This window comes from Paenarthrobacter sp. 2TAF44, from assembly GCF_052114885.1.
GTDB lineage: Bacteria > Actinomycetota > Actinomycetes > Actinomycetales > Micrococcaceae > Arthrobacter.
In genome coordinates this window covers 14,259-26,718 of the sequence record NZ_JBFRFP010000028.1, presented here as the reverse complement: position 1 = coordinate 26,718, position 12,460 = coordinate 14,259, and the positions used below count along the sequence as shown (strand labels likewise).

Here is a 12,460-nt window from a genome sequence, read left to right as displayed (position 1 = left end):
TTTTCGACGGCGGATGCCTCCTTTTCAGGGCGTCCGCCGTTTTTTCTTCGCCCAAAGCCTACTTTTCGGACCCTTCGTAACAATGTGCTTAACAAAGCGATTCGACTTTGGAGCAGGCCAGAGGAGTGCCCTAACCTCTTTACAGGTCACGAGTGCCAGCGCTAAACCCCGGTTTGCTGGCCGGCAACCCTCCATTCGCGGTGGGGTGCCCCGGGTGACGACCTGGCCGGTCCGGAACGGATACGGCAAGCGCGGATCCCCATAGGGGGTCCCTCTTGAGTGAGGTCCCATGAGCACTGCTACGTTCAACTCCACCGTTCTGCCGTCCCTTGCGGTCGAAGAAGCAGCGCACGAAGCCGCTGCAGGCAGGCCCCTGGCCGCCGTCACAGGCGCGGAGCTGCAAGCTCCCCTGATCCAGGGTGGCCACGTCCGCTACGCCAACCTTGACTACGGAGCATCCGCTCCAGCGCTGACAATTGTTTCTGCGTATCTCAATGAGATCCTCCCCTACTACGCCAGTGTCCACCGCGGCGCGGGCTACGCTTCCCAGATCAGCACCTCGGTCTACGAGAACTCCCGCAACATCGTCCGTGAATTCGTCGGCGGCCGTCCCGACGATTCCGTCATCTTCACCCGGAACACCACGGACTCGCTGAACCTGTTGGCAGGCTGCCTCCCGCAACTGGACGGAAAGCCAACGGGCGAGGTCCTTTACCTGGACATCGAGCACCATGCCAATCTCCTCCCCTGGCAGGGCGTCCCTCACCGCAGTGTCGTAGCTGCTTCGACACTGACAGCTACCCTGGCCAAGCTCCGCGAGGAACTTAGCCAAGGGGGCGTCTCGTTGCTCGCAGTCACCGGGGCCTCGAACGTGACCGGTGAGATCCTCCCGGTCGCCGAACTCGCAGCCCTTGCGCACGAATACGGTGCCCGGATTGTGGTGGACGCTGCGCAGCTTGCCCCCCACCGCCGCATCAACATCACCGAAGCGGACGTCGACTACATCGTGTTCTCCGGGCATAAGCTCTACGCTCCGTTCGGCGCCGGTGTTGTTGTGGGCCGTCCTGACTGGCTCGACGCCGGTACTCCCCACCTTGCCGGCGGTGGCGCTGTTCGTGAAGCCCGCCTCGACTCGGTCAGCTGGGCTTCAGGTCCCGCCCGCCACGAGGGCGGCTCCCCCAACGTCCTCGGCGCGGCAACATTGGCCCGCGCGACACAGGTGTTGGCAGGCCTGGACCAAGAAGCATGGCATGCCCATGAAGCTGCCATCCGCTCGTATCTCGTTCAGGGACTTGAAGCAATCGACGGCGTGACCGTCCACCGGATCTTCAGCGACTCCGAGGACACCATCGGCGTGGTCAACTTCTCGGTGGAAGGATTCGACGCCGGACTGGTGGCCGCCTACCTCGCTGCAGAACACGGTGTAGGACTTCGTGACGGCCGCTTCTGCGCCCATCCCCTGCTCAAGCGGCTAGGACTCCCTTCCGGTTCCCTGCGAGCCAGCTTCGGCGTGGGCTCCCGACTGGAGGATGCCACACGACTGCTGGCTGGTATCGAAGAACTCAAGCGCACGGGTCTCGGTTGGGACTATGTAGTGGATGAGGGACGCTGGGTACCTGCAAACGACCACCGCAGCTACCCGGAATGGGCACCAAACACCCCGGGCACCGCAGGGGCTGCGCCCTGCACGATTGACTGAAACGCACGTACTGTGCGGTAAATTCGTAGGGTAACTGGCGTTCGCGGTAAAGGAGTCTGTGCGTGGCCGTGCCTTCCGGCAGTGTTTCCGGCCGCGTTGGCAGGCCGGGTGGTCCCAAGCTGCATGCCACGCGCCGCCGCGAGCTGGGCCAGAGCTTCCAGGACGGCGGCGAACACTACGATCGCGTTCGGCCCGGCTATCCCACAGACTCAGTGGATTGGCTTCTCCCTCCTGGAGCGAAGTCCGCCGCGGATATTGGTGCAGGCACGGGAAAATTTACGGCACTGCTCGTGGACCGCGGCCTGCAGGTGGCCGCCGTCGATCCTTCCACAGACATGCTGGAGCAACTTCGAAAGTCCTGTCCCGGCGTTGAGGCGTTGGAGGGAACGGCCGAGGCAACAGGGCTGGCGGACTCAGCATTCGACGTCGTCAGCGTTGCCCAGGCATGGCATTGGTGTGACCCGCTGAAAGCCAGCACGGAAATCGACCGGATCCTGCGGCCCCACGGAGTACTCGGCCTGATATGGAACCAACTGGACACCTCCGTGCCCTGGGTTCACCGGTTGTCACGCATCATGCACGCCGGGGATGTGCACAAGCCCGGCTTCCGGCCAGTTATCGGACCGGAGTTCATGGGCTTGGAGAGCCATCTCACCAGCTGGGAGGACGCCGTGTCACCGGAGGACATCCTGGAGCTCACGAAATCGCGCAGCTACTACCTCCGCGCAAATGCAGCCACCCGCTTAAAGGTCATGGGCAACCTGGAGTGGTACCTCTTCGATCATCTGGGCCATGTCCGCGGCCAGCTCCTGGGATTGCCATATCTGACCACTACCTGGCGGGCCCGCAAGATCGACGGCGCCCCGCCACGGTAGGCTTGGTGTGTGAAGACCAGTACGCCCTCCTCCTCGATCGAGGACTACGTCAAGGTCATCTACTCCTATACGGAGTGGCAGGACAAACCAATTACGTCCTCGCAGCTTGCCCTGCGGCTTGGCGTTGCCAATTCCTCGGTGTCTGAAATGGTCCGTAAACTCAAGGACCAGGGCTTGGTGGACCACCAACCGTACAGTGCCATCAGGCTGACTCCGGAGGGCATGCGCCTGGCACTGTCAATGGTTCGGCGTCACCGCCTCATTGAGACATACCTCGTTGACGAACTCGGCTATAGCTGGGACGAAGTCCATGATGAAGCTGAGATGTTGGAACACGCGGTGTCCGATACCTTCATTGAGCGCATGGCCGCCAAGCTTGGCCATCCCCTCCGGGATCCTCACGGCGACCCGATTCCCTCGGCTGACGGATCGGTGGAACTTCCCCACGCCTACCGCATGATCGAGTTGGACGAAGGCCACTCAGGCCGCATCACCCGGATCAGCGATGAAAATCCTGACCTTCTTCGCTATCTCGCCTCGGAAAAGATCACCTTGGACGCGCCCGTGGAAGTGGTGGGGCGCAAACCATTCGGCGGAGCGCTGGTTGTTCGGATTGGCAGCGGACCTCAACGCCGCGAATTCGATCTCGCGGACGAGGTTACAGCGGCACTTTGGGTCCAAAGCGCCGAAATCCACGAAGGCTGCGTGCTTCCCGCGCGCTGACTTGTGCGCTGCAGAGGCACGTGGCACAGGCTAGCTGCGCTGGCCGGCCGGCCCGCCGTCGTCGGACGCTGGATCCGGTGCACTGTCAGCGGCAGCTGCCGCTTCGGGCACCGGGTTGCGGATCCCGACGGCGGACGCCACCGCCCCGACAACGAACAGTGCCGCCGTAACAATCAAGGCGTTGTACAAGCCCTGCCGTGTAAACACCGGACCAACGATCAGGCCGGCAAAGGCAATGCAGATGAGGCCGGCAATACGGGCCACGGCGTTGTTGACCGCCGAACCAATCCCGGCCTCTTCCTGCGGTACCGCACCCAGAATCGCTGCGGTGAGTGGCGCCACGAGGGTGGTGAGTCCCAAGCCAAAGACGATCTGGCCTGGCAGCACCTGGGCCCAGTAGTTCAGCGGCTCCTGGATGGAGAGGGACATCAGAAAGCCCACACCGCATAACAACGGCCCCACGGTCATGAACCATCGCGGACCATATTTTCCAGCCAGCCCACCGAAGTAGGACGCAGTCAGCATCAGGATGACGGTCGCTGGAAGCAAGGCAATTCCCGCGATCGTAGCGCCCATCCCTCCAACCTGTTGGAGGTAGATTCCCAGGACGAAGAATCCGAGGGATATCCCGCCGTAGATCGCGAGCGTGGCAAGGTTGCCCCAACCAAAGTTCCTTATGGCAAACAGCCTCAAGGGCAGCATCGGCTCCTTGGTCCTTGCCTCGTGGACCAGGAACAACACCATTGCCACCACGCCGGCCAGGAGCGGCAGCCACACCTGGACGCTCGCCCAACCCATCCGGCCCTGTTCAATGAAGGCATAGACGGGACCACCGAGTCCGATCATTGCCAGAACAGCGCCGAGGTAGTCGATTCCCTTGCTCTTGTCCCTGGCCGCATCCGACGCCCGAAGGCCTGCGAGCACCGGCCAGATGGCGACGGCAGGAACAACGTTGATGAAGAAAATCACCCGCCACGACAGCAGGTCTACAGAGACTCCACCAATCAGCGGTGCGACGATGGCGGCGGCACTGGTCCATCCGGACCATTGGCCGATCGCTTTGGACTGGGAAGGCCCGGAGAACGATGTAACGATCATTGCCAACGAGCTGGGCACCAGGAGGGCGCCTGCAATACCTTGAAGTGCGCGGGACACCACCAGGACTTCCCCGTTCCAGGCCAGGCCGCACATCACCGATGTCAGGGCAAAGCCCGCCAGCCCCCATTCGAGGATCCGAGCCCGGCCAAAGTGGTCCGATAATGAACCGGCCACCAGAATGAGGGCCCCGAGGGTCAACAGATAGGCATCCACCACCCATTGCTGGATGACCAAGCCACCGCCAAGTTCACGTCCGATGGCCGGGAGCGCAAGGTTCACCACGAAACCATCCAGGATGGCGATAAAAGAAGCCACAATTGCAACGACGAGCACCCGCTTTTGAAGCGGCGTTCTCGGCAGCAAAGCCACAGCATCCGTCATGTGCACAGCCTACGCGGCATTCGTCCATGGCGAAGTCCCGTATCGTTAAACAGTGATTAGCAGACGTGACGCAGCATTGGCCCTTGATATCTCCATGGAAATGGCCCAGCGCCACGGCATCCCGTCACGGCTGTCAGATGCGGAACTACGTAGCCTCCAGGACAATCCACCGGCCTGGCTGGTCCAGTCACGTGCCAACCGCACGGGGAAACGTCCTGTTTGGGTCCACCTGACCTGCGCGGTGTGCGGTTACTCAGAGGCGGTGCGGCCCAAAAAGTGGTGGCCCGACTTCTCTTTCGTCTTTTGTGGCCACCACAAGAACAGTGAGCTGCCGGAACTGTTCTTGGGTGACGTGCGCAGCGAATATGAAGGCGTCGGCAGCCGCTTTGTCGGCGTGGTCGACGTCCGCGAGGAACAAGCCTAGGCTCGCCTCATCGTTGCTGGCTCATCACTGCTGGCTCATCTCCGAGGGAACAGCTATCAGCTGTACCATTTTGCCGTCACGCAACACGGTCAAAGGGAAGGGTTCGCCTATGGCCTCGGCAAACAGCAGCTTCTGAAGACTCTCTGCACTCGATACAGCCCTGCCCTGCGCCCGAAGCACCAGGTCCCCCGGCCGGAGCCCCGACAATTCAGCAGGTGAGCCGGCGATGACCTCCACCACACGCAGCCCCTCTTTCTGGCCCGTGCGCACCACAGCACTGGCATCGAGTGGAATAGGCGTACTCACCAAGCCCAAGTAGGCGCGTCGCACCCTCCCATCCTTAAGGAGGGAGGCGATGATCCGCTGGGTTGTCCTATTAATAGGTACGGCGAGTCCGAGGCCCAGTCCAGCTATGGCCGTGTTGATGCCCACGATGCGTCCCCGGGTGTCGGCCAGCGCTCCACCGGAATTGCCCGGGTTAAGGGCGGCGTCGGTCTGGATGACATCCTCAATCACACGCGTGTGCTCACCTGCACGGACTGGAATGGATCGTCCCAAGCCACTGACCACCCCGGCAGTCACTGATCCCGCCAAGCCCAGTGGATTGCCCACTGCGATCACCAGCTGGCCAACTCGTAACGAGTCGGCGTTACCCAAAATGGCGGGTGGCGGAGTGGGTTTGAGACCACGCACCACTGCGAGGTCAGACAATGGGTCCGCCCCCACGAGCTCGACGTCCGTCTGCTTGCCGTTCGCAAACACCGCTCTTCCGGACTGGATACCTGCCACCACATGGGCATTGGTGAGCATGTACCCGTCACCGGTGAAGACGACGGCCGATCCGCTGCCCACACGAAGTTGACCGTTCCGGCGCGCACTGGTCATTTCGATAGCGGCGACGTGCGGCGTGACAGACTCCGCAACCCGGATGACGATCTGCGAGTACGCGTCCAAGGCCGCGTCGTCATCCTGCTCCACAGGCGCTTCTGAATCCCGGCCGTCATCCGATATTTCAAACTCTGGCTCGGTGCTCATCACATGCCTCCTGCTACCGCGGTGCCGTGCACGTCCTGTCCGGTTCAGTCCAGTTCAGTGCCTACCTGTACAACGGTCGGCGCAGGGCGTCTAGTCCTCGGTCCCCTACGCCGTGGGTGAACGGTATTTGCGGCAGGTTCAGGCAGGGGCAGGTTCAGGCATAGTAAAAGCCCCCGGATCACGAGGATCCGAGGGCTTTCCGGTGGAGATGGGGGGAATTGAACCCCCGTCCGATGTCGTTTTGTCAGGGCTTCTCCGGGCGCAGTTTGCGTCGGATTTTCTCGGCCCCAGCCATCCTGCAAACAGGTGGCTGATCCGGGCCCAGTCATCTAAAAGTCCCGTTTACCTCAATGACGAAGGCAAACAGCAGTGGCTATCTAAATGACGCCAGGAACCGGGGCGATAGCAACCCCGGGCTGACGGACTGTCTTACTGCTTAGGCAGCGAGAGCGAAGTCAGTGCGCTTAGATTCGGCACTTATTGGTTTGCAGACAGCGTTTACGAGATAATTCTGCATCCTCGGCCCGCTTCACCTGTCGCGACTAACATCGTCGAAACCGATCATCCCCGTATTCTGTTACCAAACCGGCAAGGCATTCATCAAGCGATCAAATCCCTACCGGACTATCCATCATAACGCATTCGCCCGGAAGATCATTCCCGCGACACAAGCCCTGGGCGGAAGCATCTGCATTCAGACCTAGCGCCGGTTGCGTTCCCGCAGTTCGCGCAACGATTCGCGCTTATCCTGCTGCTCACGCAGCGTTTGGCGCTTGTCGTAGTCTTTTTTACCTCGAGCTATGGCTATTTCAACCTTTGCCCGGCCGTCCAGGAAGTAAAGCTGCAACGGCACCACGGTGAAACCGGATTCGCGGATCTTTTGGGAGATCTTGTCCAGTTCGTCGCGGTGAAGCAAAAGCTTACGACGGCGGCGCGCGGCGTGGTTGGTCCAGCTCCCCTGGTGATATTCAGGGATGTGGATGCCCTCCATCCACAGTTCGTCATTGTAGAAGGTGCAGAAGCCGTCCACCATGGAGGCGTGGCCTTCACGGAGGGATTTCACTTCCGTACCCATCAGCGCAATGCCAGCCTCATAGGTATCCAGGACATGGTAGTTATGCCGGGCCTTCCGATTGGTGGCCACTACCTTACGGCCACTTTCCTTGGGCACGGTAGAACTCCTTGTTAGATGCGGATTTCAACTAGTGTACGCCAGAGCCCGCAGGCCTTGGTCGCTGACAAAGGGTCGGCCCACTAGAGGAGGGTCATCGGATCCACCGCGGCCCCGTTCAGCCAGGTTTCGAAGTGTGCGTGGCACCCCGTCGAGTTACCTGTGCTACCCGAGTACGCAATGAGTTGTCCCTGCGATACCTGCTGGCCGTTGGAAACCACGATGCTGCTGTTGTGGTAGTAAATGGTTGTCAGGGAGTTGCCCTGCACCACACCGTGGGACAGCTTCACGCGCCATCCACCGCCGTCGGCCGAGTTCCAGCCGGAGTTGAAGACGGTACCAGCCGCTGCAGCATAAACAGGAGTGCCGCAGGCTGCACCGAAGTCGATGCCGGTGTGCATGTAACCACCCGTGCCGTAGAAATCGATGGTTCCGGGCGGGGTTGCCCGCCAACCGAATCCTGACGTGATCGGTACGTAGCTGGCGAAGGGGTGTCGCAAACCAAACGCGGACGGCGAACCCACCGGCGGGACATACGGCTGCTCGGGCGGTGCCGGCTTTCCTTGCGCTGCTGCTGCGGCAGCCGCAGCAGCAGCGGCTTCCGCGGCAAGGCGACGCTGCTCGGCCTCCCACGCCTCCCGAAGCTTGCGGTCCCTCTCGACGATTTCGGCCGCAACAGAGTCCTGTTCGGCCTTCACTCGGGCAAGATCGGCTTCAATGCCGGGCTTGGCGGCCTGTAGTTGTCCATTCAGGCGGGTAGTGTCCTCAATGAGCTTGTCGACTTCGGCTTTCTTGCTGGCGGCCTCGTCGCGCGCAGCCTTCTCCCGCTCCAGCGCGGCGTCGGCTTTGGCCTTCAGGTCCTGGATCTCAGCCTCGACGGCGGCCAGCCGGGCCTGCGAGTTTACGTTGGTGGCGTTCTGCTGGGTCAACTTGGTCATCGCAGCGTTCTGGCTTCGCATGGCCTGATCGGCGAGGTCCATGGATTCTGTCAGGCTGCCGGACTCGTTGGATCCGAAGAGCAGGGCGATGTTGGTGGGCACACCCCCGGATTTATAGGCCTGGGAGGCGATCTGGCCGATCAATTTCTTTGTATCGGTGATCTTCTGCTTGTCACTCTCAAGCTGCTCAGTAATTTTGGCTTTGTTCTGCTGGGCGAGCTCCACCCGGGCTGCCAACGCCTCGACCTCCTTGACAGCACTAGCCACGCGGCCCTGCGCTTCGAGAAGTGCCTGCTGGGCGCCCGGGAGGCGTCCTTGGTAGATGACGAGGTCCCCGGCGGCCTTGGCGATCTTCGAGTCCACAAACTCCAAGGACGCCTGAACGCGCGCCGATTCGGCCTCGAGCGCAGCTTGTTGGTCGTCCAGGCTGTCCGCATGGGCCGTAGGTACAGCGGACAGGAGGCTGACGGCGAGGCCCAAGGCGAGCACGCCACCAAGAATCCTGGCTTGGCCGGACGCAAGCCGCCGACGCAGGGAGTTCTGGTCCAACGTGGTCATCATGAGTCCTTTTCGCTTGTCAGCAGAGTCGTTCGCAGCCGCCCGTCATCCATCACTAAACCTTCAAGTAACGCCGGAGGGTCAACAAGGAGGATATCCCGGCCAAGCCACCGCCGAGCGCAATCAGCACCGGTGCGATCACCAGGACCTGCGTCGATGAGATGAAGGGAGTGTTAAGGAATTGCCTGGACAGATCACCGTTGAGCCAAAAGTGTGCCATTAGCCACAGCGTCACGGAGGCCAACAACGCCCCGACAACAGCGGCGATCACGCCCTCCAGGATGAACGGCAACTGGATGACTGTCTTGGAGGCGCCCACCAAGCGCATGATCCCCGTTTCCCGACGCCGGCTGAACGCCGATAGCCGGATCGTGGTGGTTATCAGCAGCACCGCACAGAAGATCATCACCGCGGCCACACCCATCGCGGCCACAGAAGCGCCGTTCATCCAGGAGAAGATCCGCTCCAATACCTGACGCTGGTCACTCACCGTCTCAACGCCCGGTTGCGAGGAAAATGTTTCGCTGATGATCTGGTACTTCTCGGGGTTCTTCATGTTGATACGGAACGACGCCGGCAACTGGTCCTCGGACACGGAATCAACAATTGGCGAATTCGAGAACTGCTCTTTGAAGTGCTTGTAGGCCTCGGCTTGGGATTCGAATTGGAAGTCGTTGATGTACTGCTTGACTGCAGGAGACTCCAACATTGCCTGCAGATTGGCCTGTTGTTCCTTTGTGGCCGGCCCCGAGGCGCAACCAACCGCCGTCGAGCCGTCGTTACAGAGGAAGACCGCAACCTGGACTTTGTCGTACCAGTAGCCCTTCATCTGGTTGATCTGCATCTGCAGCATTCCGGCTGCGCCAACGAACGTCAGGGATACAAACGTCACCAAGACGACCGAGATCACCATGGACAGGTTGCGGCGCAGGCCGCTGCCGATTTCCCCGAGGATGAAAAGGAGCCTCACAGCTGTGCCCCCTGCGCGCGGTTGAGTTCCTCGCCACTGGCGTCCTTGAGCCGCCGCGATTCACCCACAACCGGAATCATGGACGTGTACAGTGCCTTCGCTTCGTCACGGATGACCTTGCCATTCTTGAGCTCCACCACGCGGCGGCGCATTTCGTTAACGATGTCGTCGTCGTGGGTAGCCATGACCACAGTGGTGCCGTTCTGGTTAATCTTGTCCAAAACTCCCATGATTCCCATGGACGTAATGGGGTCAAGGTTCCCGGTGGGTTCGTCCGCAAGGAGAATGCCTGGGCGATTGACGACGGCGCGGGCAATCGCCACACGCTGCTGCTCGCCGCCTGAAAGTTCGTGAGGCATCCGCTTTTCCTTACCCTCAAGGCCAACGGTCTTCAATACCTCAGGGACCGTCTCCCGGATGATGGAGCGGCTCTTGCCGATGACCTGCATGGCAAAGGCTACGTTCGCGAAGACGTTCTTCTGCGGGAGGAGACGGAAATCCTGGAAGACCACACCGATACCCCTGCGAAGCTTGGGCACTCGCCAGCTCGAAATGTTGGCCACGTTCTGGCCGGCAACGTAAACCGAACCTGAGGATGCTTTGTCTTCCTTCAGGATCAATCTCAGGAAGGTGGATTTTCCTGAGCCTGAGGCGCCCACCAGGAAGGTGAATTCACCGCGGTTGATCTCAAGGCTGACAGAATCGAGCGCCGGTCGGGCATTCTGCTCGTAGACCTTGGTGACATTCTCAAATCTGATCATGGCCCTTTAGAACCCCGCCGGACATGACGTACTCGCCCAGTCCAACAGCCGGAGCGCGGGCTTTCGATGGGGGAAGTGAGAGCACCGGCCACTCGACTATACGCACGCAGCAGCCGGGATTCCGGGGGTTTGGGGGGCGTGTCGTGGAATCGGACGCCCCCGGTACGCGGACTGAGACCCTAGTTGGCAGCGTTGCGGTTGCCGGTGCGCCAACGGATACCGGCGTCGATGAAGTCATCGATGTCGCCGTCCAGAACAGCCGAAGTGTTGCCTACTTCGTGTTCCGTGCGGAGGTCCTTGACCATCTGGTAAGGATTGAGTACATAGGAGCGCATCTGGTCACCCCAGGACGCCTTGACATCACCTGCCAAGGCTTTCTTTTCAGCGTCCTGCTGTTCCTTCTTAACAAGCAGCAACCGCGACTGGAGCACACGCAGGGCCGCTGCCCTGTTTTGAAGCTGCGACTTTTCGTTCTGCATTGAAACGACGATCCCCGTGGGAATGTGTGTCAAGCGCACGGCGGAGTCCGTGGTGTTGACGGACTGGCCACCTGGTCCAGAGGACCGGAAGACATCAACGCGGATTTCGTTGTCCGGAATCTCGATGGAGTCGGTCTGTTCAATCAGCGGGATGACCTCAACGGCGGCGAACGACGTCTGCCGTCGGCCCTGGTTGTCAAAGGGACTGATACGGACCAGGCGGTGTGTGCCCGCCTCGACACTCAGGGTGCCGAAAGCGTACGGCGCCTTGACCTCGAACGTCGCGGACTTCAGGCCTGCTTCTTCAGCATAGGACGTGTCCATGACGGTAGTGGGGTAACCATGACGCTCCGCCCACCGCAGGTACATACGCATCAGCATCTCGGCGAAGTCGGCAGCGTCAACACCACCTGCTCCTGCCCTGATGGTCACTACGGCTTCCCGTTCGTCGTACTCGCCGGACAACAGGGTGACGATTTCGAGCTCGGCGAGGGCTTTGCGAATAGAAGCAAGTTCTTTCGCGGCCTCGGCCATCGAGGCTTCGTCGCCCTCATCCTGGCCGAGCTCCACCAGCACTTCGAGGTCGTCTATCCGGGAGGCAAGCTTGGACAACCGCTCCACTTCAGCTTGCCGGTGGGACAAACGCGAAGTGACAACTTGCGCCGATGCGGGGTCATCCCAAAGGTCCGGCGCGCCAGCCTGCTCACTCAATTCGGCGATTTCTGCCTTCAAGGCATCAATATCGGTGACGTTCTCGATGGAACTGTAAGTGGCGCGAAGCGCGCGGATTTCTGCGGGAAAATCAATCTCAGCCATGGTCTTTCCAGCGTACGCTATCAGCCGGACTCCCCCGACTGGGCGCCGTCATTGCGTCCCTATCATTGCGTTATTACGTTGTGCCCCTATTGGGTGAGCCGAGACCTGGCAGTGGATCTTGCTTCAACGGCGATTCCTTCAGGCAGCAGGAAGGTGACCAAGGGCGGATGGGCGATGGCACTTAAGACCACCACCGCTGTACCGCCAGGAGAACTACCCGTCCCGGAAGAAACTTCCAAGTGATCGTGCATGGAGAAGGCTTCGCTGTTTCCCAGATACAGATCAACCGCGCCCAGCACCCGCTCGTCCACCAGCGACGCCGAGGGCACACTGCTTCCCTCGATGTCACCCACCACGTACGAATCTGCAGCGGCAAGTGCGGCGCCATCAGCCAAGGACAGAAGTTTCTTGTGTTCCAAGTAAATCGCGGAAGTAGCCATTACCACCGCAGCCAACAGGAGTGCCAGAAGTACGAAGCCTACGATCAGCACGCTCATTTGTCCCTCTTCGGCTTTGCTCCCTATCCGTCCCA

Annotated in this window: 12 protein-coding genes, 1 other RNA gene and 1 riboswitch; of the genes, 4 read left to right on the top strand and 9 right to left on the bottom strand. The window is 60.8% G+C overall.

Annotated features, from left to right (window positions below):
• The first annotated feature begins 144 nt into the window (after positions 1-144).
• Positions 145-258: riboswitch (SAM riboswitch) on the top strand.
• 31 nt (positions 259-289) lie between these two features.
• The 3 genes from AB4Z15_RS21290 (at position 290) to AB4Z15_RS21280 (ending at position 3,297) form a co-directional block, all read left to right on the top strand.
• A complete protein-coding gene (locus tag AB4Z15_RS21290) occupies positions 290-1,699 on the top strand; it encodes an aminotransferase class V-fold PLP-dependent enzyme (protein WP_442018843.1) in 1,410 nt (469 codons plus the stop codon).
• A gap of 62 nt (positions 1,700-1,761) precedes the next feature.
• Positions 1,762-2,574 carry a class I SAM-dependent methyltransferase gene (locus tag AB4Z15_RS21285; protein ID WP_442018842.1) on the top strand — a complete coding sequence of 271 codons (813 nt, stop codon included), beginning with the start codon at positions 1,762-1,764 and terminating at the stop codon, positions 2,572-2,574.
• A gap of 9 nt (positions 2,575-2,583) precedes the next feature.
• Positions 2,584-3,297 (top strand): metal-dependent transcriptional regulator, encoded by a 714-nt coding sequence (locus AB4Z15_RS21280; protein WP_442018841.1) that lies wholly within the window; start codon positions 2,584-2,586, stop codon positions 3,295-3,297.
• Between the two features lie 30 nt (positions 3,298-3,327).
• Here the strand turns inward: AB4Z15_RS21280 and AB4Z15_RS21275 are convergent, their stop codons facing one another.
• A complete protein-coding gene (locus AB4Z15_RS21275; RefSeq protein WP_442018840.1) occupies positions 3,328-4,782 on the bottom strand; it encodes an MFS transporter in 1,455 nt (484 codons plus the stop codon).
• A gap of 88 nt (positions 4,783-4,870) precedes the next feature.
• Here AB4Z15_RS21275 and AB4Z15_RS21270 point away from each other — a divergent pair, with 88 nt between their 5' ends.
• Positions 4,871-5,200 (top strand): hypothetical protein, encoded by a 330-nt coding sequence (locus AB4Z15_RS21270; RefSeq protein ID WP_442018839.1) that lies wholly within the window; start codon positions 4,871-4,873, stop codon positions 5,198-5,200.
• 24 nt (positions 5,201-5,224) lie between these two features.
• Here AB4Z15_RS21270 and AB4Z15_RS21265 read toward each other — a convergent pair whose 3' ends face one another.
• From AB4Z15_RS21265 to AB4Z15_RS21230, 8 genes are all read right to left on the bottom strand, one after another.
• Positions 5,225-6,238: a S1C family serine protease gene (locus AB4Z15_RS21265; protein WP_442018838.1), complete on the bottom strand. Its 1,014-nt coding sequence runs from the start codon at positions 6,236-6,238 to the stop codon at positions 5,225-5,227.
• A 197-nt stretch (positions 6,239-6,435) separates the two neighbouring features.
• Positions 6,436-6,804: a transfer-messenger RNA gene (gene ssrA / locus AB4Z15_RS21260) on the bottom strand.
• Positions 6,805-6,935: 131 nt separating this feature from the next.
• Entirely contained in the window at positions 6,936-7,406 is a 471-nt protein-coding gene (smpB, locus tag AB4Z15_RS21255; protein ID WP_017198498.1) for an SsrA-binding protein SmpB, read from the bottom strand.
• Between the two features lie 83 nt (positions 7,407-7,489).
• Entirely contained in the window at positions 7,490-8,902 is a 1,413-nt protein-coding gene (locus AB4Z15_RS21250) for a peptidoglycan DD-metalloendopeptidase family protein (RefSeq protein ID WP_442003980.1), read from the bottom strand.
• Positions 8,903-8,957: 55 nt separating this feature from the next.
• Entirely contained in the window at positions 8,958-9,872 is a 915-nt protein-coding gene (gene ftsX, locus AB4Z15_RS21245) for a permease-like cell division protein FtsX (RefSeq protein WP_442018837.1), read from the bottom strand.
• Positions 9,869-10,633 carry a cell division ATP-binding protein FtsE gene (gene ftsE, locus AB4Z15_RS21240; protein ID WP_216924001.1) on the bottom strand — a complete coding sequence of 255 codons (765 nt, stop codon included), beginning with the start codon at positions 10,631-10,633 and terminating at the stop codon, positions 9,869-9,871. The genes ftsX and ftsE overlap by 4 nt, the downstream gene beginning before the upstream one ends.
• Positions 10,634-10,812: 179 nt before the next feature.
• Entirely contained in the window at positions 10,813-11,928 is a 1,116-nt protein-coding gene (prfB, locus tag AB4Z15_RS21235; protein WP_442018836.1) for a peptide chain release factor 2, read from the bottom strand.
• An 86-nt stretch (positions 11,929-12,014) separates the two neighbouring features.
• On the bottom strand, positions 12,015-12,425 hold the full coding sequence (locus AB4Z15_RS21230; RefSeq protein ID WP_442003804.1) for a pilus assembly protein TadG-related protein: 411 nt from the start codon (positions 12,423-12,425) through the stop codon (positions 12,015-12,017).
• Positions 12,426-12,460: the final 35 nt, after the last annotated feature.

Coding starts and splice junctions, on each gene's coding strand:
- AB4Z15_RS21290 (WP_442018843.1), top strand. CDS start 290: ATGAGCACTGCTACGTTCAACTCCACCGTTCTGCCGTCCCTTGCGGTC.
- prfB (WP_442018836.1), bottom strand. CDS start 11,928: ATGGCTGAGATTGATTTTCCCGCAGAAATCCGCGCGCTTCGCGCCACT.
- AB4Z15_RS21230 (WP_442003804.1), bottom strand. CDS start 12,425: ATGAGCGTGCTGATCGTAGGCTTCGTACTTCTGGCACTCCTGTTGGCT.
- ftsE (WP_216924001.1), bottom strand. CDS start 10,633: ATGATCAGATTTGAGAATGTCACCAAGGTCTACGAGCAGAATGCCCGA.
- AB4Z15_RS21270 (WP_442018839.1), top strand. CDS start 4,871: ATGGAAATGGCCCAGCGCCACGGCATCCCGTCACGGCTGTCAGATGCG.
- AB4Z15_RS21250 (WP_442003980.1), bottom strand. CDS start 8,902: ATGACCACGTTGGACCAGAACTCCCTGCGTCGGCGGCTTGCGTCCGGC.